The organism is Labrenzia sp. CP4 (assembly GCF_001579905.1).
Taxonomy (GTDB): Bacteria; Pseudomonadota; Alphaproteobacteria; order Rhizobiales; family Stappiaceae; genus Roseibium; species Roseibium algicola.
Genome location: NZ_CP011927.1, coordinates 3033238 through 3057296 on the forward strand (window position 1 = coordinate 3033238; position 24059 = coordinate 3057296).

At 56.6% G+C, this 24059-nt stretch carries 20 protein-coding genes; 15 read left to right on the plus strand and 5 right to left on the minus strand.

What is annotated here, in order from left to right; translation table 11 throughout:
• Window positions 1-129 precede the first annotated feature (129 nt).
• From ACP90_RS14155 to ACP90_RS14205, 11 genes are all read left to right on the plus strand, one after another.
• Entirely contained in the window at window positions 130-918 is a 789-nt protein-coding gene (locus ACP90_RS14155) for a DUF1217 domain-containing protein (RefSeq protein WP_062488693.1), read from the plus strand.
• Between the two features lie 3 nt (window positions 919-921).
• Entirely contained in the window at window positions 922-1653 is a 732-nt protein-coding gene (flgF, locus tag ACP90_RS14160; protein ID WP_062488694.1) for a flagellar basal-body rod protein FlgF, read from the plus strand.
• The gene (locus tag ACP90_RS14165) at window positions 1650-2441 is read left to right on the plus strand and encodes a hypothetical protein (protein ID WP_062488695.1); all 792 of its coding nucleotides are present in this window, start codon (window positions 1650-1652) and stop codon (window positions 2439-2441) included. Before flgF ends, ACP90_RS14165 begins: the two co-directional genes overlap by 4 nt.
• The gene (locus tag ACP90_RS14170; RefSeq protein ID WP_062488696.1) at window positions 2410-3756 is read left to right on the plus strand and encodes a FliI/YscN family ATPase; all 1347 of its coding nucleotides are present in this window, start codon (window positions 2410-2412) and stop codon (window positions 3754-3756) included. Before ACP90_RS14165 ends, ACP90_RS14170 begins: the two co-directional genes overlap by 32 nt.
• Window positions 3757-4084: 328 nt before the next feature.
• Window positions 4085-4861 (plus strand): winged helix-turn-helix domain-containing protein, encoded by a 777-nt coding sequence (locus ACP90_RS14175; RefSeq protein ID WP_022998536.1) that lies wholly within the window; start codon window positions 4085-4087, stop codon window positions 4859-4861.
• A 442-nt stretch (window positions 4862-5303) separates the two neighbouring features.
• Window positions 5304-6905: a HAMP domain-containing sensor histidine kinase gene (locus tag ACP90_RS14180; protein ID WP_208984173.1), complete on the plus strand. Its 1602-nt coding sequence runs from the start codon at window positions 5304-5306 to the stop codon at window positions 6903-6905.
• A gap of 7 nt (window positions 6906-6912) precedes the next feature.
• On the plus strand, window positions 6913-9150 hold the full coding sequence (locus ACP90_RS14185) for an EAL domain-containing protein (protein ID WP_208993319.1): 2238 nt from the start codon (window positions 6913-6915) through the stop codon (window positions 9148-9150).
• 280 nt (window positions 9151-9430) lie between these two features.
• Window positions 9431-10141, plus strand: a complete 711-nt coding sequence (locus ACP90_RS14190) for a carbon monoxide dehydrogenase subunit G (RefSeq protein WP_062488698.1) — start codon at window positions 9431-9433, stop codon at window positions 10139-10141.
• A 232-nt stretch (window positions 10142-10373) separates the two neighbouring features.
• On the plus strand, window positions 10374-10865 hold the full coding sequence (locus tag ACP90_RS14195) for a (2Fe-2S)-binding protein (protein ID WP_062488699.1): 492 nt from the start codon (window positions 10374-10376) through the stop codon (window positions 10863-10865).
• Between the two features lie 216 nt (window positions 10866-11081).
• Window positions 11082-13442, plus strand: coding sequence for a xanthine dehydrogenase family protein molybdopterin-binding subunit (locus ACP90_RS14200; RefSeq protein ID WP_022998541.1), 2361 nt, complete (start codon window positions 11082-11084; stop codon window positions 13440-13442).
• Between the two features lie 71 nt (window positions 13443-13513).
• Complete coding sequence (locus ACP90_RS14205) at window positions 13514-14311, plus strand: xanthine dehydrogenase family protein subunit M (protein WP_022998542.1); 798 nt, start codon at window positions 13514-13516, stop codon at window positions 14309-14311.
• 133 nt (window positions 14312-14444) lie between these two features.
• Here ACP90_RS14205 and glp read toward each other — a convergent pair whose 3' ends face one another.
• The 5 genes from glp to ACP90_RS14230 are packed head-to-tail and all read right to left on the minus strand — an operon-like array spanning window position 14445 to window position 19915.
• Entirely contained in the window at window positions 14445-15650 is a 1206-nt protein-coding gene (glp, locus tag ACP90_RS14210; protein WP_062488700.1) for a gephyrin-like molybdotransferase Glp, read from the minus strand.
• The gene (moaC, locus tag ACP90_RS14215; protein WP_055654413.1) at window positions 15650-16162 is read right to left on the minus strand and encodes a cyclic pyranopterin monophosphate synthase MoaC; all 513 of its coding nucleotides are present in this window, start codon (window positions 16160-16162) and stop codon (window positions 15650-15652) included. Before moaC ends, glp begins: the two co-directional genes overlap by 1 nt.
• A 6-nt stretch (window positions 16163-16168) precedes the next feature.
• A complete protein-coding gene (gene trpC / locus ACP90_RS14220; protein WP_062488701.1) occupies window positions 16169-16981 on the minus strand; it encodes an indole-3-glycerol phosphate synthase TrpC in 813 nt (270 codons plus the stop codon).
• 3 nt (window positions 16982-16984) lie between these two features.
• Window positions 16985-17998, minus strand: coding sequence for an anthranilate phosphoribosyltransferase (gene trpD / locus ACP90_RS14225; RefSeq protein WP_022998546.1), 1014 nt, complete (start codon window positions 17996-17998; stop codon window positions 16985-16987).
• A gap of 24 nt (window positions 17999-18022) precedes the next feature.
• Complete coding sequence (locus ACP90_RS14230; protein ID WP_062491628.1) at window positions 18023-19915, minus strand: peptidylprolyl isomerase; 1893 nt, start codon at window positions 19913-19915, stop codon at window positions 18023-18025.
• Between the two features lie 231 nt (window positions 19916-20146).
• On the opposite strand from ACP90_RS14230, the gene tpiA reads away from it, so the two are divergent.
• The 4 genes from tpiA to ACP90_RS14250 all read left to right on the plus strand — a co-directional run bounded on the left by tpiA (window position 20147) and on the right by ACP90_RS14250 (window position 24032).
• Complete coding sequence (gene tpiA, locus ACP90_RS14235) at window positions 20147-20905, plus strand: triose-phosphate isomerase (protein ID WP_055656557.1); 759 nt, start codon at window positions 20147-20149, stop codon at window positions 20903-20905.
• Between the two features lie 125 nt (window positions 20906-21030).
• The gene (gene secG, locus ACP90_RS14240; RefSeq protein WP_022998549.1) at window positions 21031-21414 is read left to right on the plus strand and encodes a preprotein translocase subunit SecG; all 384 of its coding nucleotides are present in this window, start codon (window positions 21031-21033) and stop codon (window positions 21412-21414) included.
• Between the two features lie 133 nt (window positions 21415-21547).
• Window positions 21548-23176 carry a CTP synthase gene (locus ACP90_RS14245; RefSeq protein WP_022998550.1) on the plus strand — a complete coding sequence of 543 codons (1629 nt, stop codon included), beginning with the start codon at window positions 21548-21550 and terminating at the stop codon, window positions 23174-23176.
• 28 nt (window positions 23177-23204) lie between these two features.
• Window positions 23205-24032, plus strand: coding sequence for a VOC family protein (locus ACP90_RS14250; RefSeq protein WP_062488702.1), 828 nt, complete (start codon window positions 23205-23207; stop codon window positions 24030-24032).
• Window positions 24033-24059: the final 27 nt, after the last annotated feature.

The following is a 24059-nucleotide window of genomic DNA, read 5'->3' on the forward strand; positions in this document are numbered from 1 at the left end:
GAGACTTGCCTGAAGCTGACGCGAGAAAGGCTTTTGAAAATCATCTCCGGTCGTCAGCCTGGCGTAAGGTTTGCGAGTGAGTGTTCCCCGAAAGCCTGCCCGCCATGGGCCCGCAATGGGGATAGAACCATGATCAATACATTGAGCCAGGTTCAGCTGGTCAGAACCAATATGGAACGCTCGCTGAAGACGGTCGCCGCGGACCCTATGGTCGAACGTCAAACCGAATATTATCGCGAGAACATCCGCAATATTAAGTCCATCGACGAATTCCTGGCTGATGATCGCATCTTCAACTACGCAATGACTGCCATGGGGTTGGAGGACATGATCTACGCGAAGGCGTTCATTCGGAAAGTGCTGGAAGAAGGCACGGACGAACGTGGCGCTTTCGCCAATCAGCTGGCCGATACCAAGTACAAGAATTTTGCTGAAACCTTCAATTTCAAGCGGTATGGCGAAACGACGACTTCTTTTGCCCGAACGCAGGACGCGATTGTACAGAAGTATCATCGGCAGACGCTGGAAGTGCGCGAGGGTGAACAAAACCAGGGTGTTCGTCTGGCACTCTACTTCGAACGCCGAGCGCCCGATATCACCAACGCGTACGATGTTCTGGCCGACCGCGCACTTGCCGAGGCTGTTTATACTTCGCTTGGCCTGCCGCAAGAATTTGCGATGACCGACATCGACAAGCAGGCAGCTTATCTGGAAGAACGTCTGGATTTCAGCAAGTTCGGAGATGCGGACTACCTGGCGAAAATCCTCAACCGGTTCTCGGCTCTCTATGACCTTTCCAACGGCCCGTCCGGCAACATGTCGCCAACACTTGCTCTTTACGGCAACGGCCGAGGGGTTATCCAGATGGGCGAGGGACTGTTGGCAAGCATCCAGAATTTCCGCCTCGGAGGCTTTTGATCCATGGAATCCGCACTTTATGTTGCGCTATCTGCGCAGGTTGCACTTTCGAACCGGCTGGAAACGGTTGCCAGAAACGTTGCCAACATGAACACAGCAGGCTACCGGGCAGACGAGGTCAAGTTCGCAGAGCTCGTCTCAAAGGCAGCGCAGGACAAGGTCAGTTTCTCCACCGGTGGCGAGAAATACATTTCCCGGCAGTACGGCAGTCTGAACAAGACCGATAATCCCCTTGATCTCGCAGTGGAAGGCGAAGCCTGGTTTGCAATTCGCGATGTAAACGGCAACCTGTCCTATACCCGGGACGGGCGCTTGCAGATCGGCAATGACGGAACCTTGCGTACCTTGACCGGACAACAGATCCTGGGAGCAGGTGGGCAACCGATTGCACTCGATCCGGATGCCGGGACACCCTTGATCACGCAGTCGGGCGAGATTTCCCAGGGCGAAGTTGGAATTGTCGGCCAGGTCGGTTTGTTCCTGATCCCCGACGATGCCCAGCTCACGCGTGCTGAAAATTCGGCGGTCATTCCCGACAAGCCGGTTATTCCCGTGCAGACCTATGACACAAACGGTGTTCGCCAGGGATATGTCGAAGGCTCGAATATCAATCCCGTCCGGGAAATGACCAAGATGATCATGATCTCACGCGCCTTTGAGAGCGCGACGAAGATGATCGATACCAGTAACGAAAGCCAGGAGAAGGCCATTCGCGAACTGGGGGCAACCTCATGACGGCGGTGGATGCAACGCAGGCAGTGGGCAAGCCGATGGACCTCAATGCTGTCATGGATGGTTCGCCCGTCAAGGCAGCGCGGCCCGGGGTTTCGCCCAAGGCTGAAAACTCTGCCTTCAGCTTCGGTGACTTCATCGACGTGATCAATCCCTTGCAGCATATTCCGGGGATTGCGGAACTCTATCGATCGGTAACGAACGACGAAATTTCCGACAACGCCCGCAAGGCCGGCAATGCTCTTTACGGCTTCGCACTTGGCGGGCCGGTCGGGCTGGGAGCCATGCTCGCCTATAACGAAGTCGGCGATCGCCTGAACAGCGGTCAAGAAAATGCCGCGGCACAACCCGTCGAAGTTGCGGAAGCGGCTCCAGTCGGCGAACCGGCGCCCACAAGCGATGTTCCTGTGCCAGTGCGCAAGCCTGGTGTTGAGCCAACTGCAACCGAAGCCGATAAGGCTGCTGCCACAGCCGTACTTGGTGAAACCGTGGCATCGGCTGGTCGCAAGGACGCTCCGCCAACTGCTCTTGTCGATCTCATCAACAGCACCGGTGCGGCTCCCGGGCCGGATGGGGAAACAATGACATCACCCGTTAAGTCTTCTTCGGGTAATGCCTCATCCGTTTCCTATCTCGACATGCAAGATAGTGCCACGCCATCGGGGCCGGTAATGCCTGACCAGCAGGGCCTTGACCGTCTCGCTTCGCACAAATCCAACCATCTGCCTCTCGATGTCTTGAAAGCTCTTCAGGAACGCCATGCCGAACGCTCCGTATCTGAACGCACTTGATCAAATCTCCGCGTCTTTGGCGGCCCTGGAAACTGAGATCGGGCCCGTCAAACTCAGCGGACGTGTGACCCAGGTTTCTTCCGAATCCATTCGCGTCTCCGGTCTTTCCCGCGTGGTTTGCCTGGGCGATCTGGTGCAGTTCGAAGGGCGGGCCGGCATCCGGCAGGGCGAGATCATCCGGCTCGACCAGAAGGACGTGGTAATCAAGCCATTGGAGCGCGTGACCGACATTGGCATCGGCAGCGTTGCTTCGGTCATGGGCGGACTTGCCATTCATCCGGACATGAGCTGGCGCGGCCGGATCGTGAATGCGCTTGGTGAACCGATTGATGGGGCAGGGCCGCTTGCCCATGGTGTGGAAGCGTTTCTTCTTGACCGCGCACCGCCACCGGCGATGAACCGAAGCAAGATTTCCGAAGGCGTTCGAACCGGTGTGCGGGTGATCGATCTGTTCACACCACTGTGCGTCGGACAGCGTGTCGGCGTTTTTGCTGGTTCCGGCGTTGGCAAATCCACACTTCTTGGCATGCTGGCCGGGTTTGGGGACTTTGACACCGTTGTGGTCGGTCTCGTTGGTGAACGCGGCCGCGAAGTGCGCGAGTTCATTGATGACATCCTGGGCGAGACCTTGGCGCATTCCGTTGTTGTCGCCTCGACTGGCGATGAAAGCGCCATGCAGCGCCGGCTTGCCCCCAAGACGGCTATGAGCGTTGCCGAGTACTTTCGTGCGCAAGGTCACAAGGTGCTGCTCATTCTGGATTCCGCCACCCGATTTGCCCATGCCGCGCGGGATGTGGCTCTGGCGGCTGGGGAACCTCCTGTCGCCCGCGGGTTTCCGCCAAGCGTCTTTGCTGATCTTGCCCGCCTCATCGAACGCGCCGGACCTGGAAGCAGCGGCGAGGGCTCAATCACAGGGATCTTTTCCGTTCTTGTTGACGGTGACGACCACAATGATCCGGTTTCCGATGCTATTCGTGGTCTTCTGGATGGGCACATCGTTCTGGATCGTCAGATTGCCGAGGCCGGCCACTATCCGCCGGTCAGCGTATTGAAATCCACCTCGCGGCTTGCTGACCGGGCCTGGACACAGGATCAGCAGGAACTTATCCATCGGATCAAGGGGCTGATATCCTACTATGAAGATACAAAGGATCTCCGCCTGATGGGCGGTTTCCAGACTGCGGGCGACGAAAAACTGGAAAAGGCCTGCAGACTTGTGCCCAAGATTTACGAAGCGCTGAGACAGCGCGCAGACCAGGTGGCACCGTCCGATCCCTTTGCAGACCTGGCCCAGGCTTTAGCTGCCGATACGTAAACCATTTTCCACATCTCTAGTATAAATACGAAATTGCCGCCTTGTCTGGCGGCGATTTTTGTATATATCAGTGTTACATCTTATTAAGGATTGCGGAAAAACGCGGTCCCCGGCATTTTAATAAATTTTTCTCTCAGTTTATTGGTAATGTCCGTGATTTTTTATTTAGTTTTCTGTGTGGATATAAGAACTTCCCCCACTATAAATTCTGAAATAGTTGTCGAGTTAGGGAAGAAACGTTGACCTTGTGAAGCTCCAAAATTACGGATTCTACATTGGTAAAATCCAAGGGGCTGATATGTTCATAATCGTAGACTCAAGAGAGATAGTGACCGCAGGCTATGCCTCGGCATTCGACCGGGAAGGCTATGCCTCCCTGGAACTTCATCCATCGGAACTTCTTGACTGGCTGGAAATCACCTGTGCCCAGGATCTGGGCTCGGTTGACGCCATCCTTCTGGGAGAGTGTGAAGAAAGATGCGGCTACGTTGCATCGATCCGAAGCCGGTGTCCGGAAGCCCAGATCGTGGCTCTGGAAGATACCGCCAACCTTGAGAGCACGCTCGACCTATTTTCCGCAGGTATGGACGATGTTCTGAAGAAGCCGGTTCATGTTCGGGAAATCATTGCCCGCGTCGGAGCTTTCCGCCGCCGGATCACTTCCCGGAACAATTCAGCAGGCACCGGTGCCATCGAAGTCTTCTTTGACGGTCGCGATCCAGTCGTCGGTGGGGACGTCATGGAACTGCCGCGCCGGGAACGCCGCATTCTTGAATATCTCGTCAAGAACAAGGGACGGCGTGTCACCAAGACACAGATCTTCAATGCTGTTTACGGCGTCATGAACGACGGCGTGGATGAATGTGTCGTGGAAAGCCACATCTCCAAGCTGCGCAAGAAATTGCGGAAAAAGCTTGGCTACGATGCAATCGAGTCGACGCGCTACATCGGCTACATGCTGAAAGACGCCACGGCCACCAAGCAGAAGGTTGCAGACACCCGGCGTCAGGTTCAGGCCTCGCCAGCAACCGCACACGCTGTAGAGGTTCCGGTTGACACCCGCACCACCACCAACAAGCCGTTTTTGTCAGTGGTCAATGCCTGATCGGAATAAGCTCAGAATATGAAGACCTTGCAAGGAACAATAATTTGCAATGGCAACGATCGAGCGGACTGGTATGAAAGTTTTGCCGGAGACAATTGCATGATGCGATGCCGCTCTAATTCGTCGAATTCAGGTTTTTTGTAGATGCAAGACTATCTGTTTTGCTGTGGAAAGAAGGCTCTTTCAATTTACAATTGATTTTTATGGAAAATTTAGAAAACCTACCCAGAATATACGACACACTGACGCTCTAATCACATGATCTCCGCTGCGCGGCGCATTGATGGGGCGAGGGGCAATGTAGATGTGTCTGTGAATCAAGTATTGAAGAGACGGTCCGCAAAGGCGGTTCGGTTTTCGTCCTTGACTGGAAGCCATTTAAATCGGCGTTCTGCCGGAGTTTTATGAGCTGGAACGGACACCGTGATTTGAGGTGGGCGTCTTGACACTGAACGGCAGTACGTCGTTGCCATATACTCCCAAGGAGATGGGCCGTTCCAGCCTGTCCCGGACATTCATTCTCTATACGCTCGGTCTTTTCGCTGTTCTTGGCGTCATATTCATCGGCATTCTCACGAAGATCACGTGGGACGCCTCTCACGCACGCGCCATTCGTGTGACCGAGGCCTTCTTTCAGGCAACCAAACGCCCGTTTGAACGCGCCATCTGGACAGTCAATGCGGACGCGACCCTGCAGCTCATCCGCGGGTTGGAAAGTCTCGAAGTGGTCGAGAAAGTCTGGGTTGAAACACCGGACACAGGCAATTTCGGTGAACCTGTTACCGGGCCGCGCGCTGCCGAAGCTCTCAGTTATACACTCAATTCGCCCAGCACCATCCTGCACAAGGATGCAATCGGGCAGGTGTTCATTCTCATCGACCGCAACACGATTTCCTATGAAATCGTTTCGACTGTCGGGTTCATCGTCACCGCGATCATCGTCTATCTGCTGTTGCTCGCCATCGTGATCAGAACAGTCTTTCGCCGTCTGATCGGTCAGCCGCTTTCGGCAATCGTGGAATACCTTTCCACGCCGCGCCTGATCGAAGATCCACCCAAAGCCGAACTGATGCCTGGCCGTGCGGACGAAATCGGTATTCTCGCCGCCAGTCTCCAGTCCATGGTTCAGCGCCGGCATCTGGATTTGCAGAAAATTCAAGAATACCAGACTAATCTCGAGGACTTGGTCGCCCACCGGACGGAGCAGCTTAAGTTGGTGCAGGAAGAGCTTATCCAGGCAGATAATCTGGCCGCGCTTGGCGCGCTGGTTGCCGGGGTTTCGCACGAGCTGAACACGCCTCTTGGAAACGCGTTGATGGCGGCCACGACCATCAAGGATTCAACCGGTTACTTGCGCACCGAACTTGAAGAGCAGAAACTGAGCAAGGAAGCCCTGGAAAACGAAGTCGAACGTATTTCCGATACCGCGCATATTATCGAGAAGACACTCGGCCGGGCCCGCGAGCTCGTCGGGAACTTTCGTCAGGTGGCTGTCGACAGGCAGAGTGAGAAGAAGCGGTCCTTCAATTTCGACCACATCATTCGTGAAACTCTTGCAACACTGCAGCCGACGCTCAAGAAAACGCCTTTCAAGGTCGAGCTTGATCTCCATGCGGACGAAATCATCGACAGCTATCCTGGCGCGGTCAGTCAGCTCGTCTCGAATTTTGTCGAAAACGCCATCAAGCACGGATACGAGGGGCGCAGCGAAGGTCTGATCAAGCTGTCTTCCCAGGTGGTTCACCCGAAGGACAAGAACCGAAACAATTCGAACGAACGCAAGATTATCTTCAAATGCCAGGATTTCGGTGTAGGCATTCCGGAGAAGAATCTGAAAAAAGTATTCGAGCCGTTCTTCACGACGAAGTTCGGCAAAGGAGGATCCGGTTTAGGGATGGCGATTTGTTACCAGCTGGTCACCGAAGCCCTGAACGGAACCATCTCGGTGTCTTCCAGCGTCGGGTCGGGAACCGAATTCATTATCGAATTCCCCGCCATGGCCGCTCAGGATACCAGGAAGCCTCTCGGACAGAAGGTGCATTGAGATGGTGATGGACTTTCTTGCCCCCTCCGAGCCGGAAGTGAAGAAGATCACGAAGGCGCCCTGGAGAATCCTGATTGTCGATGACGATCCCGACGTACATGAAGTCACCAAGATCGCCGTTGGTGGATGCATCTTCGAAAATCGTCCGTTTGAACTTTTGCATGCTCTCTCGGCTCAGGAAGCCCGGCAGATCCTGTTGAAACACCCCGATATCGCGGTGGCGCTTGTCGATGTCGTCATGGAAAGCGATACGGCAGGTCTCGGGCTTGTGAGCTGGATCCGTTCCGAACTCGGCAATCATTTCACGAGGTTGATTCTGCGTACAGGTCAACCCGGGTATGCACCGCAGACCGACGTGATCATGAAATTCGACATCGACGGCTACACCGAAAAAGCCGAATTGTCGCGAACCAAGCTGATTACCGCCATCGTTACAGGTCTGCGCGGTTACAAGCTTGTCATGTCGCTTGAGACCAACCGCAAGAAGCTCAAGCAGTTAAACGAGCATTTTGCAGCTATTGTCGAAAAGAACGCCCTGAGTGAATTTGCTGCAGCAGTCCTGAAGCATTTCACGGTTCTTGTCGGGCAACCTGTCGACAGCCTGTTGTGTGGTCTTGAGACGCTTCCCGACTACGGGTCCTTCGACAAGTCCAACGTCCGTGTGCTCGCGGCAACGGGAAATTTCGAGGACAAGATTGACCTGCCGGTGGACGTCATCAGTGACGATGCGATCCGCAATGCCGTGGCAAGATGCGTCGAGACACAGGCAACATGCGCGTCGCCCAAAGGACTTGCTCTTCCGCTTGTCACCCGTAACGGCATGACAGGTGCGCTTTATCTCGGTATTTCCGAGGAGTTGCTGGAGGAGCTTGTCGGGTCGGAAGTCGTGCAGTTGTTTGTTTCCAACGTCGCGCTTGGCTACGAGAAGACCGGCCTGTTGGAGCATATTCGCAACCTTGCTTATGTCGATCGCGTCACCGGACTGTCGACATTCTCCGGTTTCATCGAAACCTTTCAGCGTCACGCCGCCAACGGCGCCAAGTTGCTGGTCGTTCATTCCGACATCCAGAGATTCCGTGTCATTGTCGACGGGATCGGCGACGAAAAGGCCGGCGCGGTCTTGAAACGGACAGGCCACCGCCTGTCGCAGACCTTCCCCGATGCGCTCACCATTGCCAGGAAGGAAAAGGACGAATTTCTGATTCTTCTGAAGGGCGGTGAAGAGAATACGATTCAGGATGTGGTTGCGCGGATCGAAGATGCTTTCCAGCAACCGATAACGCTCGAAGACAACCAGATTACCCTTCGACTGCGGCTGGGGTTTGCATCCACCGGCACCGAGACGCAGGGCGCGGAAGAACTCGTGCGTTTTGCTTCCATCGCCCTTAACGATGTGCGTCAGAAAGGGGTGACCAACCACGCGGTTTTTCATCCGCTGATGCAGGAGGCTGCCTTTGAGCGCCTGCGGCTTGCTTCGCTGCTTACCGGTAGTTCCAACCAGACGAAGTTTTCGCTGAATTATCAGCCGATCATGCATGCCCGGGACGAGAGCCTTGCGTCCTTCGAGGCCCTGATGCGGTTCCGTACCCCCAGTGGAACGTTCCTGAATACCGCTCGGATGATCGAAGCTGCCGAAGCCAGTGGTCTTATTACCGAAATCGGCGCATGGATGTTCAAGACGTCGTTCACCGAGTTCAGCAGCTTGACCGGGATTTCCGATGACGTTCGGTTGAATGTGAACCTGTCTCCCAGGCAGGTTCAGGCAAACCGGATCTATAAGGACATCGAAGATGCTGTGACAGCCGCCGAACTGCCGCTGGATCGCCTGGTATTCGAGGTGACCGAAGGGCTGTTCCTCAGCAACGATCAGGTGACCCTGGCCTTCCTGACGTGGCTGCGTGCCAAGGGGGCGCGCGTCGTTATTGACGATTTCGGCACCGGGTATTCCTCGTTCAGTTATCTGCGCAAGCTGCCGGTTGACGGTATCAAGATCGACCGAAGCTTTATCATGAACATGGATCAGGATGCGGATGCGCTTGCTGTCGTGAAATCCATCATCGCCGTTGCGCAGGCGCTGGATCTGAACGTTACAGCAGAAGGTGTCGAGACTGTCGCCCAGAGAAATATCATGCAGGAGCTGCATTGCGATTACCTGCAGGGATATTTCTACGCCAAGCCTCTGGCGACCAATGACCTGTCCGATTTCATCCAGAAGGCTGTCGAACCGGGCGTTGCCTTCGGATAAAACAGTTTATCCGTCCGTTTATCAAATTCTGGCCGGAACTGTCAGGACAGAAGTGCCTTTTTGGCGCATACTGCGACAGCTAGGTCATACGTTGAATTGAAGACATCGGACAGCCTGTCAAGGATTGCGTTCTGCAATTCTGTTCACATAAGCGATTGAAAATTTGTACGAAACACGCTCTCATGCGGGAAAACGTGTTTGCGGCGGACGCGTCAATCGCGTTGAATGTCGACTGAACCTTTGTAAATATGCGCTAAAGCGCAACTTGGGGAGAAAACATATGGACATGAGCGGCTCCCACCGGATTCCGGCCAAACGGGAAACCGTATGGCAAGCCTTGAACGATCCGGATGTCTTGCGGGCCTGCATCCCGGGCTGCGAAAGCCTCGAGAAGACCTCGGACACCGAAATGACCGCCGCGGTCACATCGAAAATCGGGCCTGTCAAAGCCAAGTTCAAAGGGGAAGTGACCCTTGAGAACATCAATCCTCCGGAAAGCTACACGATCTCGGGAGAAGGCAAGGGCGGCGTCGCCGGGTTTGCCAAGGGGTCTGCGGATGTGAAGCTTACGGAGGAAGGTGACGAAACCATACTTTCCTACGAAGCCAAGGCGCAGGTCGGGGGCAAACTTGCCCAGCTCGGCAGCCGGCTGATCGATTCTACCGCCAAGAAAATGGCGGAAGACTTTTTCACGAAGTTCTCCGAGATGGTTGGTTCACCGGCAGGGCAGGACGAAACTGCGACCGCAGCTGGTGCCGATGAAGATCTGGATCCCGGTGTGGCCGAGGAAGCCAAGCGGATCGCGATTGAAGAGTCCCCTGGCGAAGTCATGCACGCAATTGAGGATGTGGAGCATGCAGTCGAGGAAAAGATCCATCAGGCGGAACAAAATATTGAAGCCGCTGCGGGACGCAACGTGTTCGGCGGCCCCATGGTCTGGGGACTCGTGTTGCTCGCCGCCGTGATTGTCGTGCTTGCACTTGCAAGTTGACCGGGTAGGACAAATCTTGAAATGATCGGGCTCTGACAATTTAGGACGCGCCAGGGCCCCAGCACAAAACACGGTGACAAGCCGGGAAATTGGGTCAGTGACACGCAATCGAATTCGATTGTTTATTCGTACGCTGGTCTGGATCGGACATCAGAGGTCTTGCTTGTCATTTCATGCAGGTGGGCCGGTTTGATCGCTCCGGTTCAGGGAATTTCATGAGGGAGAGGAATTCATGTCGAAAGTATCGATGGTATTGAACGGCAAGACGGTTTCGGCTGATGTCGAAGACCGGACGCTGCTCGTATCGTTTATCCGGGACGTGCGCGGATTGACTGGTACGCACGTTGGCTGCGACACCTCGCAATGCGGTGCCTGCGTTGTGCATGTTGACGGCAAGGCCGTAAAGTCCTGCACCATGCTTGCAGCCCAGGCCGACGGCACAGAAGTTGTAACACTTGAGGGGATCGGCACAGCCGACAGCCTGCATCCTGTACAGGCAGCTTTCCGTGAACATCACGGGCTTCAGTGCGGCTTTTGTACCCCCGGCATGATCATGACCGCCGTGGACATGATCAAGCGTCATGGCGCCGGAAATCTCGACGAGGCAACCATTCGCCACGAGCTGGAAGGCAATATCTGCCGCTGCACCGGCTACCACAATATCGTCAAGGCGATCAAAGCCGCCTCCGATCAAATGGCCGGTATGGCTCAGGCCGCCGAATAACAGCGTTGGCCTGAACTCCCAAAATTGATGCGCGAACACGTTCGCGCAGCAGGACAGCAAGACCGATCAATCGAATGAGGTGCCGGGAGGAACAGGCATCTTCGCATTGACCGCCAGGTCTTGAGAGACAGTTGCCTTGAAGGCAGCAGCCGGATTGTCCGGCGAGTGGAGGATGTCCGGTACTGGCGGAGCCGGCAGATATTCGGGAGAGAAGAAATGGCAGTTGAAGGGATTGGCGCCCGTGCCTTGCGCAAGGAAGACAAGCGCTTCATTACCGGCAAGGGCAAATACACCGACGATATGACCATGCCGGGCATGGGGTATGCTGCTTTCGTTCGCTCGCCGCACGCGCATGCAAAGGTCAAGGGGATCGATGCGAGCGCTGCTCTGGCAATGCCGGGTGTGGATGCGGTTCTTACCGGCGACCAACTGGTGGGTGATGGTATCGGCAACCTGATCTGTGGCTGGATGATCCATTCCAAGGATGGTTCGCCGATGAAGATGGGCGGTTGGCGCGCATTGGAACCGGAAATTGTCCGCCATGTCGGGCAGGCCGTTGCCGTGGTTGTGGCCGATACGCAGGCTCAGGCACGTGATGCCGCTGACGCGGTTGTGGTTGATTATGAGGAATTGCCTGCCGTTATCGATCCGCTTGCGGCACTCGAAGCAGGTGCCCCGCAGATTCACCCGGAAGCCGAAGGCAACCTGATCTACGATTGGGAAATTGGCGACGAAGGAGCCACAAACGCGGCCTTCGAAAAGGCTGCTCATGTCACGCGCATGGAGATCCACAACAACCGCCTCGTTCCGAACGCGATGGAGCCGCGCGCAGCTCTTGCAGGTTACGATGCGGCCGAGGAGCACTATACGCTTTACACCACTTCGCAGAATCCACATGTGGCTCGCCTGGTGTTGTCGGCCTTCTACAACGTTGCTCCTGAAAACAAGCTGCGTGTGATTGCGCCTGATGTCGGCGGTGGCTTTGGTTCCAAGATCTACATCTACCCGGAAGAAATGGTCTGCCTGTGGGCGTCCAAACGTGTCGGTCGTCCGGTCAAGTGGGTGTCTGACCGGACCGAAGCCTTCCTGACGGATGCACATGGCCGGGACCATCGCTCTGAAGCGGAACTGGCCCTTGACGCGGACAACAAGATCCTGGGCCTCAGGGTCAAGACGATTGCCAATCTCGGCGCCTACATGTCGTTGTTCTCGTCTTCCGTGCCGACGTATCTCTACGCTACGCTTCTTTCGGGTCAGTACGACATTCCGGCTATCCACGCCAACGTGAAGACGGTCTACACCAACACCACACCGGTGGACGCCTATCGGGGCGCAGGCCGGCCGGAGGCGACCTATCTTCTGGAGCGGATCATGGAAACGGCAGCCCGTGAAGTGGGCCTGTCGCCGGCAGAGTTCCGTCGCAAGAACTTCATCCGCACGTTCCCGCATCAGACACCGGTGATCATGTGCTACGACGCAGGTGATTATGATGCGACGCTGGATGCAGCCCTGAAGGCCGCGGATTACGACGGCTTTGCCGCCCGCAAGGCGGAAGCAGCTTCCCGCGGCAAGCTGCGCGGTATTGGTCTGTCCTGCTACATCGAGGCGTGCGGTATTGCACCGTCCGCTGCGGTCGGTTCACTTGGAGCCGGTGTCGGTCTTTGGGAATCTGCCGAAGTGCGTGTAAACCCTGTCGGATCGATCGAGGTTCTGACGGGATCGCACAGCCATGGTCAGGGACACGAGACAACCTTTGCCCAGCTGATCAGCGAACGTTTTGGCCTGGATACCAATGCGGTGTCCATTGTTCATGGCGATACCGACAAGGTTCAGTTCGGTATGGGAACCTACGGCTCGCGCTCCGGTGCGGTCGGCATGTCGGCAATCGTCAAGGCGCTCGACAAGGTCGAAGCCAAGGCGAAGAAGATTGCTGCTCACCTGATGGAAGCCTCCGAAGGAGACATCCAGATCGAAGGCGGCGAATTGAAAGTAGCCGGTACCGACAAGAAGCTGACCTTCACCGAGGTGGCTCTCGCTGCCTACACGGCGCACAACCTGCCAGAAGGCATGGAGCCGGGCCTGAAGGAAGGAGCCTTCTACGATCCGACCAACTTCACCTTCCCGGCAGGTACTTATGTCTGCGAAGTCGAGGTGGATCCGGATACGGGCAAGACGGAAGTGGTCAACTTCGTCGCGGCTGACGACTTCGGCAACATCATCAACCCGATGATCGTGGAAGGTCAGGTGCATGGCGGTATTACGCAGGGCATTGGCCAGGCACTTCTGGAAAATGCGTCCTACGACGAAAACGGCCAGCTGCTGACGGCGTCCTACATGGATTACTGCATGCCGCGTGCCGATGATGTGCCGTCCTACAATCTGTCGACGCATGTCACGGCCTGCCCAGGCAACCCGCTTGGCATGAAAGGTTGCGGCGAGGCCGGGGCTATCGGATCTCCGCCGGCAGTTATCAATGCGATCACGGATGCGATCGGGGACAACAGCCTGTCGATGCCAGCCTCTCCTGAAAAGGTCTGGGCGCTTTACCATGCAGGTGTGAAGCAGGCGGCCGAATAACGCCACAACGGGATTTTCGGGCGGGGCAACCCGCCCGCCATTGCACAGTTCGAAATCCGGGGAGACCCAGCATGTATGAAACGACGTATCACAAGGCCGGATCGGTAGCGGAAGCTGCTTCACTAATGGCCAATGCCGATGACGGCAAATTCCTTGGTGGTGGCCAGACTTTGCTGCCAACCATGAAACAGCGGCTTGCAGCCCCCAGCGATCTGGTGGATGTCACCAAGATTGCGGACATGAAGGGGATCAGCGCAAACGGCGATGGTGTGACCATCGGCGCAGCAACGAGCCATTTCGAAGTCTCGACTTCGGATCTGGTGAAGCAGAAGCTTCCTGGACTGGCGTCACTCGCCGGTGGCATTGGTGACCCGGCGGTTCGTCATATGGGCACCATTGGCGGCTCAATTGCCAACAATGATCCTGCAGCCGACTATCCTGCTGCGCTGGTTGCGCTCGGTGCAACCGTTGTCACAAGCAAGCGGGAACTGGCAGCGGAAGAGTTCTTCACCGGCATGTTTGAAACCGCGCTTGATGAAGATGAAATCGTCGTCGCCGTCAAGTTTCCGGGTGCTGCCGCCAGTGCCTATGCCAAATACCCGAACCCGGCATCGCGTTATGCCATGGCCGGTGTCTTCGTTGCCAAAGGCAACGATGGCTCCGTCAAGGTTGCGGTAACCGGAGCAGGACAGGGTGGTGTCTTCCGCATGTCCGCCATGGAAACGGCGCTTGCAAGTAATTTTTCAGCCGACGCCGTCGCCGGCATAGCGCCCGACGCGGACGATCTTCTGTCTGACATTCACGGGTCTGCTGCTTATCGTGCGAACCTGGTTACCGTTATGGCAAAGCGCGCCGTCCAGAAGGCGTAAACGACCTCGTGCTGATTTAAGAATAAGAACCCGGCCGAGACTCGGCCGGGTTTTGTTTTCCTGAGGGAGGAGTAGTCAGCTTCTCGATTGGGGCACGAGCGCAGACAGTCGCACTGCTAGCTGCCACGTCACGTCAGAGTACCAGTATGGGCACTTCGGCTCCGGCTTCCAGCGCCGGAGCATGAGGTGGACGGACCACAAGTGCGCCGGATTTGGCGAGCAGGTTCAACATGGAACTGTCTTGCCGGGAAAACGGCGTGACAACCAGATCACCGTTTGCCGATCTGGAAAGCGTTGCCCTGACGTAGTCCTGCCTGCGATCGTTCTCAGGCAAGGAAGAGGCGAGTATGGCTTGTTGAGGTCCTGACTGTTCCGGCGTCTGACCGAGCATTGCCTGCATGAGTGGCTTCAGAAACAGCAAACCACATATAAGGCTTGAGACGGGGTTTCCGGGCAGACCAAGAACCTTGGTGCCGCCAAGACGGCCTGCCATCAACGGCTTGCCCGGACGCATTGCAATTCGCCAGAACGCCAGGTCCATGCCTTCCTGTCCAAGGACACTTTGAACAAGATCGTGGTCGCCGACCGAGGCACCCCCAAGCGTGACGAGAATGTCGGCCTTCTCGGTAATCGCACGCCTAACGTGGTTCGCAAGTGCCACCGGTTCGTCGGGTGATATTCCAAGATCGAGTGGCTGACCGCCACAATCTTCCACGAGTGCGGCGATACCTGCGTGGTTCGAGGCGATTATCTGATCCGGTCCCGGTTCCGTTCCTGGGCGAACGAGTTCATCCCCGGTTGCGAGTATCGCAACCTTCGGTCTGCGGTGCACCGGCAGGACCGCGTGGTTCATTGCAGCGGCAAGGGCGAGATGCCGGTAGGCAAGTTTGAGCGGCGGTTGCAGAAGCACATCACCTTCGGAAAAGTCCAGGCCGGCCGGACGAACGAATGCGCCCTTGGCCGGGTTCTCCAGAACGGTTATGCGCTCGCCTTCACGCTCTGCGTTTTCCTGGATCAAGATCGTGTCCGTACCGGCCGGCACAGGAGCACCGGTAAAGATCCTCACCGTTTCACCGTTGCCGACCGTTCCGGAAAAACCATGGCCGGCCGGTGCTTCGCCGACAACGGTCAAGGATGTTCGGGAAGCGGAAAGATCTTCATGACGAATGGCGTAGCCGTCCATCGCAGACGCTGCGAAAGGCGGTTGGGTTCGGGTGGAAACAAGGGGGGCGGACAGATATCTGCCGTTGGCGCTCTCGAGCGGAACATATTCCGTTTCAAGAGGTTTTACGCCGGAAAGGAGCTTCGTCAGCGCTTCGTCGACAGGCATCAGGCTCATCAGGTGCCACCCAGGCTGCCGTCCTTGTCGAGTGTCCAATGGCCGGATTTGCCACCGGATTTTTCGACCAGACGGATATCTCCGATGACCATGCCCCGGTCTACGGCCTTAGCCATGTCGTAGATCGTCAGGCAGGCCAGCGAGCATGCGGTCAAGGCTTCCATCTCGACACCTGTCTGGCCGCTGACCTTGGTTGTCGCTGTTACTATGAGGCCGGGAAGATCATCATCGGTATCGATGTCGATGGACACCTTGGACAACATCAGTGGATGGCAGAGCGGTATCAGTTCGTGGGTCTTCTTGGCGGCCAGGATGCCGGCTATGCGTGCCGTGCCGATAACATCGCCTTTCTTGGCGTTACCGGACCGGATGAGATCCAGGGTTTCAGTCCGCATGGTGACGGTCCCGCGCGCCACGGCAATCCGATGCGTTACGGACTTCTCGGATACGTCCACCATGTTGGCAGACCCTGCCGCATCCAGATGGGTCAGTATGGCGTCCTTGTTGGCCATGTCCGCCTATACCGCTTCGGAGAGGGCCGGACGGGCCAGGAGCGTTCTGGTAGCCGAGGCGACGTCTTCCTGACGCATCAGGCTTTCGCCGATCAAGAACGTTGAAATACCAACCTTGTTCATTCGGGATAGGTCGGCTGGGGTGAACAGGCCGCTTTCGCCGACGATGATTCTGTCGTCCGGAATGCGCGGTGCAAGCTCTTCGCTTGTTTCCAGCTTGGTCTCGAATGTCTTGAGATTGCGGTTGTTGATACCGAGCAGACGAGACGACAGCTTGAGCGCACGCTCCAGCTCATCAGCGTCATGTACCTCAAGCAAGACATCCATTCCGAGTTCGAACGCGGTGTCTTCCAATGCTTTGGCGGTGTCGTCATCAACAGCGGCCAGAATGATCAGGATGCAATCGCCGCCCCAGGCTCTGGCTTCATATACCTGGTAAGGATCGTAGAGGAAATCCTTGCGCAGCGCAGGAAGGGCAACAGCGTCACGTGCAGCAGCCAGAAATTCAGGCTTTCCCTGAAAAGAGGGCGTATCGGTCAGGACCGAAAGACAGGCTGCGCCGCCTACTTCGTAGGCCTTTGCCAGGAGAGGCGGATTGAAATCTTCCCGAATGAGCCCTTTCGAAGGGCTGGCCTTCTTGATTTCCGCAATGAGAGCGTACTCACCGTTATCGTGTTTGGCTTCGATCGCCTTGAGAAACCCGCGTGGAGCACTCAAGTCTTTGATGCGTGCCTTGAGTTCGTCGATCGAAACGGATGCCTTTGCAGCGATGATTTCCTCGCGCTTGTAGGCTTCGATCTTTTGAAGAATGTCTGCCATGTCTTACCCATTCGATGCTGCGACAAGCTTTTCCAAGGTGTCGGCCGCGGATCCGCTGTCAATGGATTGCGCTGCCAACTCGACACCATCCTTCAAGGTTTCCACCTTGTCTGCAACCAGCAGGGAGGCAGCCGCATTGAACAGCACCACATCGCGATAGGCGTTCTTTGCTCCGGCGAGGACGTCGCGCAGGGCTTTAGCGTTTTCCGAGGGAAGTCCGCCCTTGAGATCTTTCGGATCGGAAACGGCAAGGCCGACATCTTCGGGTGAAATTTCAAACGAACGGATTGTCCCGTTCTTGAGTTCGGCAATAGCGGTTGGACCGGTTGTGGTAATTTCGTCCATTCCGTCGGACCCGTGGACGACCCAGGCCTTTTCAGACCCTAGCTCGCGAAGAGCTTCCGCAAGCGGTTCGACCCATTTGCGGGCAAACACACCAACCATCTGGCGCTTCACTCCTGCGGGATTGGTCAATGGGCCAAGCAGATTGAAGATTGTGCGCGTGCCGAGCTCCATGCGGGTTGGACCCACGTGTTTCATGGCTGCATGGTGCAGCGGGGCGAACATGAAACCGATACCCGCCCTGTTGATGCAATCGGATATCTTCCTGGCATCGATATCGATGTTGACGCCAAGTTCGGCGAGCGCTTCTGCAGCGCCCGACTTGGAAGACAATGACCTGTTGCCGTGTTTGGCAACCGGAACGCCGCTGCCGGCGACGACCAGGGCCGTGCACGTGGAAATATTGTAGCTGCCGGAATTGTCGCCACCCGTTCCCACTATATCCATCGCGTTGGCCGGGGCTCTCACGGGGATCATCTTGGACCGCATGGTCGCGACCGCACCCGTGACTTCGGCAATGCTTTCGCCGCGCACACGCAAGGCCATCAGAAACCCGCCAAGCTGCGATGGTGTTGCAGATCCCGACAGGATCACCTCAAAGGCTTCGCGGGCTTCTTCAGGGCTCAAGGCGTGACCGTCTGACACCTTGGCGATGAAGTCCTTGAATGTGCTCATGTCGTCATTCCACTTTCAAACGGATCAATTCCGGTCCAACCCGATCATCTGGGCGATACCGGCATTGTTTATCTCGACCCCTGCCTTGGTTTCCCGGTCGGAGATGAACTGGCCGAGCAGCGTGTCCTGAATTTGCTGGGAAAGCTGCTGACCCAGGGCCGCTACTTGCGGTGCGTCGCTCTGGAAGTCCGGTACGTTGGAACCGCTCACTTTAAGCACGATCCGACCGTTGCCATCGTTGGTTTCGGTGACCGCGCTTGTTCCAACGGGGCCGTCGAATACTGCCGAAACAGCTTCGCGGCCGAAATCCCCGGACGGCGTGTTACGCTTCAGGTCAGTTGCGGATTTCACTTCCAGCCCGGTTTCTGCGGAAAGGGCGATGAACGGCGTGCCGCCCTCTGCCTTGGCCAATAGGTCTGCCGCAGTGTCGCTCAAGCGTTTGCCTAGTTCATCCTGCTTCCAGGCGGCAATGACGTCTTCGCGAACTTCGTCGAGGGTGCGTTCGCGCGACGGAATAACCTTTGCGACGTCATACCAGAGAAAGCCTTGCTCACCGAGCTGAAGGACATCGTTTTCGATGCCGATGTCACTGTCGAACGCACCTGCTACAAGTCCCTCAGCATCAGGCAAGGTTACGGGTTTACCGTCTTCACCGTTTCCGGATGCATCAAAAGCTGACGGAGTTTCTACAGTCAGGGCGAAACGCTCGCCGATTTCGTCCAGCGGAGCACCGCCGGCCCGGGCATCCTCGACTTCGTTAAGCAGATCCAGAATTTCCCGTTCCGCCTGTTCCTTTGCGAGGCTCTGGACGATCTCGTCCTTCACGTCTTCGAAGGGTTTGGTGCTTTCAGGAAGGATTTCTTCGACATTCAGAATGACAGTCGAGAACCTGCCTTCCACCGTACCACTGGTGGCGCCTTCCTCCAGGCTGAAAGCGGCGTCGCCGATAGCTTCATCGAGAAAATCGGCCTTTGCCATGACGCCAAGGGCAACGTCGTTGTTGGCAAGGTTCCGGTCAGTCATGAGTTCGTCAAAGGTCTTGCCGTTCGCGATTTCTTCGGCAGTTTCTTCCGCAGCCTGTTGAGACGGGAAGGACATCTGACGGATCTTGCGGCGTTCGGGCTGGAAGAAATCTTCCGACCGGCGCTCAAACTCAGCGCGGGCGTCTTCGTCGGAAATGTCATCCGGACGAGAGAGAGATGTCGGCGTGAGTGAGACGTATTTGATTTCACGGAACTCGGGTGCCCGGAAATTATCCTTGTTCTCTTCGAAGTAGGTTGTCAGGACACCATCGGCCGGATCCTCGATGTCTCCGATGAATTCCGGTGTGACGACCAGGTAATCAACGCTTCGCGTTTCACCCTGATAGGCGTCAAGAACTTCCAGATAGGCAATCGGCGCCTTCATGCTGCCGGCGAGGCCTTCTGCAAGCTGCGCTCGCTCTGCAACCTTGCGGCGTTCGACGACATATTCGTCTTCCCGGTATCCGTTTGCCTGCAGAACCTGCTGTAGCCGGTTCTTGTCATACCTGCCACCCAGGCCCTGAAAGGCAGGGTCACTCTGGATAATGGTCGCCAGGCGTTCGTCCGAAACACCGAGTTTCATGTTTTGAGCGGTGTTGTTCATGGCCGCTTCGGCCACAAGCTTGCCCAGGGTTTGCTGCGGAACACCGAGGGTCGCGCCTTCTGCCGGCGTCAGCGGCCGGCCGAACTGTTGAGCCAGCCGTCCGAGGTCCTGCCTGTAGGCCCGATCAAAATCGAACAGGGAGACTTCCGTGTCACCGACCTTGGCGGCGGTGTTCTGGCCGACACCGGTCAAGAAACCGCTAATGCCCCACACGGCGAAGCTAAAGATCAACAGAGCAATAAACAGTTTGGCAACCCAGGTGCCAGCGCCCTTGCGCAGCGCGTCAAGCATGACGACTCCCGTATTCTTCTTCGTTCCGGCAGCCGGCGTCACCGGCTGAATTCAGGACCGGCCTTGGCCGGAGCGGGCGGATCATAAAGACGCCGCGCCGCCGCCGCAAGGCGGCCTTTTACAAACTTCGGAAGCGATTTGGGTTTTCCCGTCCTCAGGGTGATTGCAACGCGTGTGCGCTTCTGCTCTATAGGCGGCAAATCAAGGATCATGCCGCGGGAGAAACTGAACATGAGCGCAGCGATCAAGCCGCTGGTTGCCGGTAACTGGAAAATGAACGGTCTGAAGGCAAGCCAGGCTGAAGTCTACAAGATGATCGCCGGCATCAGTGACGATCTGGCGGATTCGGTCGATGCGATGATTTGTGCGCCTGCAACGCTGATCGCAGCAATTGCGGAAAAGGCTGGCAGTGGCGCGCTGTCTGTAGGTGGTCAGGATTGCCATACCGCAGTATCTGGTGCTCACACCGGCGATATTTCTGCTGAAATGCTTGCAGATGCCGGCGCAAAGGCCGTCATCGTCGGTCATTCCGAACGCCGGACGGATCACGCTGAAAGCGATGTTGATGTCAATGAAAAGGCTCGGGCAGCCTGGAGAGCCGGTCTTGTGGCGATTGTGTGTGTCGGCGAGACAGAAGCCGAGCGCAAGGCAGGCCAGGCACTTGCTATTGTCGACCGCCAATTGAACGGATCGGTTCCGGATGGGGCGACTGCCGAAAACTGCGTGATTGCCTACGAGCCGGTCTGGGCGATCGGTACAGGTCTGACACCCACCGCAGGTGATGTTGAGGAAATGCACAAGGCAATGCGGGACAATCTTTCCGCAAGGTTCGGCGGGGAAGGAGCTTCCATGCGCCTTCTTTACGGCGGGTCTGTGAAACCGGGCAATGCGCGTGAACTGATGTCTGTTGCCAATGTCGACGGCGCCCTTGTTGGCGGCGCCAGTCTCAAGGCTGAAGATTTCCTCGGCATACTTGCTGCTTATTCCTGAAGACACCGAATATATTGTGCCCGGCCTTGAAGCTTCTGTGTCGAAGGCGCAATTGAAGGGTGGAAAGCTGGCGGCGTCTGGTGTAGAAGGCCGCCAATCTTGAATTCAATGAAGAATGGCGTTCGATGGAAACCGTAGTCATCGTAATCCACTTGATGGTCGTCCTGGCCCTGGTGCTTGTTGTCCTCCTGCAGCGTTCCGAAGGCGGCGCGCTTGGCATTGGCGGCGGAGGCGGTGGTCTGATGTCCAGTCGTGGGACTGCGAATATCCTGACGCGTGCAACTGCCGTTCTGGCGGTCGCTTTCTTCGCTACTTCGCTGACGCTCAGCCTTATTGCAAAGAATCAGGACCGGCCCGGTTCGATTCTTGATGCTGTTCCAACGGCAACCCAGGAAGCGCCTGCCACGACGGACGGCACGACCGAAGGCGGTTCAGGCGGTGTTCTCGATTCGTTGAAACAGCTGAACCAACAGCAACCTTCCGGACCTCAGGTCCCGGCCGCCCAGTAAGGCGGCCGAACGGGTCTTCTGGCCCATTCACCCGACATATGCCCTGCGGCTTAACTCGCAGGGCATTTTTATGTGTTGAGAACGCAACTCCCGAGTGGCCAAGGCGCCCTCGGCAAGGATATGGTATTGGTCCATGGCGCGATATATTTTCATCACTGGCGGCGTGGTCTCCTCGCTTGGAAAAGGTCTTGCTTCTGCAGCACTGGGCGCATTGCTCCAGGCTCGCGGTTACAAGGTCCGTCTCCGCAAACTCGATCCCTACCTGAACGTCGATCCGGGCACCATGAGCCCGTATCAGCATGGCGAATGCTTTGTGACCGACGATGGTGCGGAAACAGACCTCGATCTCGGCCACTACGAACGGTTCACCGGCCGTCCTGCGAACCAGCAGGACAACATCACCACCGGGCGGATCTATCAGGACATCATCGCCAAGGAACGGCGCGGCGATTATCTGGGCGGAACCGTCCAGGTCATTCCGCACGTGACTGATGCGATCAAGAACTTCGTTCTGACCGGCAACGAGGACTACGATTTTGTTCTCGTCGAGATCGGCGGAACTGTGGGCGATATTGAAGGCCTGCCGTTCTTCGAGGCGATCCGCCAGCTTGGCAACGATCTTCCGCGAGGCGATGTCGTCTATGTGCATCTGACCCTGATGCCCTACATCCCGAGCGCCGGTGAAATGAAGACCAAACCGACGCAGCACTCTGTAAAGGAACTGCGGTCCATCGGTATTCAGCCGGATATCCTGATGATCCGTTGTGATCGCCCGATTCCGGAAACGGAAAAACGGAAGCTGTCGCTATTCTGTAACGTGCGCGAGAGCGCGGTCATTCCGGCCTACGACGTCAAGTCGATCTACGACGTGCCGGTCGCCTACCACAAGGAAGGGCTGGACGACGAAGTTCTGGCTGCATTCGGCATCAAGGGGGCACCTGCACCGGTGCTCGATCGCTGGAACGGCATTTCCGAGGCGGTTGCCAATCCGGAAGGCGAGGTCAAGATCGCGATTGTCGGCAAGTACACCGTTCTGAAAGATGCCTACAAGTCGCTGATCGAAGCATTGGTCCATGGCGGTATCGCCAACCGGGTCAAGGTGAACCTTGAATGGATCGAATCGGAGACATTCGAGAAGGAAGACCCGAGCCCTTATCTGGAAGGTGTTCACGGAATTCTGGTTCCCGGTGGTTTTGGGGAAAGGGGCGCAGAGGGCAAGATTGCTGCGGCACACTTCGCCCGGACCCGCAAGATCCCGTATTTCGGAATTTGTTTCGGCATGCAGATGGCGGTTCTGGAAGCGGCACGCAATCTCGCCGGGATCGCCGAAGCCAATTCCACCGAGTTTGGCCCGGCGAAGGAACCTGTTGTCGGCCTGATGACCGAGTGGACGAAGGGCAACCGCAAGGAAGTGCGCGACGCCGAAGGCGATCTGGGCGGTACAATGCGCCTTGGTGCCTATCCTGCTGCGCTCAAGACCGGTTCCAAGATTGCTGAAATCTATGGAACGACCAGCATTTCGGAGCGTCATCGCCACCGGTATGAAGTCAACATCGGCTACCGCGATGAACTCGAGAAATGCGGTCTGATTTTCGCCGGGACATCGCCAGACGGTGTTTTGCCGGAAACGGTCGAAATCGCGGATCATCCCTGGTTCGTCGGTGTTCAGTACCATCCGGAACTGAAGTCCCGTCCTTTCGATCCGCATCCGCTGTTTGCATCCTTCATAAGCGCAGCGATCCATCAGGGCCGTCTGGTCTGATCGGCCAAGGCGGGAAGGGGACAAGATAATGGTGCGCGGGCTCGATCACGTCGTTGTAGCGGTGAGGGATCTGGAGGCCGCGGGCCAGGTGTGGGCGGACCTTGGTTTCACGGTTACTCCTGAAAATCGCCATTCCTGGGGAACGGCCAACCGTTTGGTTCAGCTCGACGGTTTTTTCGTCGAGCTGTTGAGCGTTGCCGATCGGGATCTCATTTTCGAGGCTTCTGAAGAGGTTTTCTCGTTCGGGGCTTTCAACCGAGATTTTCTGTCCCGGCACGAAGGGGCCAGCATGCTGGTGCTGGACAGTTCCGATCCTGCGAAGGACAGGGACGATTTCAGCAAGGCTGGACTGAAACTCTACGAGCCGTTTTCCTTCGAGCGCACCGCCAATCTGGCGGATGGCGGCAAGGTGCAAGTTGCCTTCGACCTGACATTTGTCAGTGATGCACTTGCACCGGAGATCGGCTATTTCACTTGCAGGAATCGATTTCCCGAAAATTTCTGGAAAGAAGCCTTTCAGGATCATGCCAACGGCGCGTCAACGATAAAGACAGTCTATCTCGTTGCCGGCGATCCCTCGGATCATCACGAGTTTCTGGGTGGGTTCACGGGCCAACGCGAAATGCGCGCCACCAGTCTGGGTCTGGAGCTCAAGACTGCTCGTGGAACAATATCCGTGCTAACGCCATCTGCGTATGCGTCACTGGTCGGCACTGATGCAGCTGCGCAAATTGCCGGCTCCCTGCCGCAGATTGTTGCTCTGGAAATCGGCTGCAAAGGCCTGGATGAGCGCAAGATAGTGCCGGCAGGCCAGCTCAACGGGCTCACGCTGATCCTGTCGCCAGTTGTCTCGTAAATGAAATCCATTCTTTGTGAGAAGGCT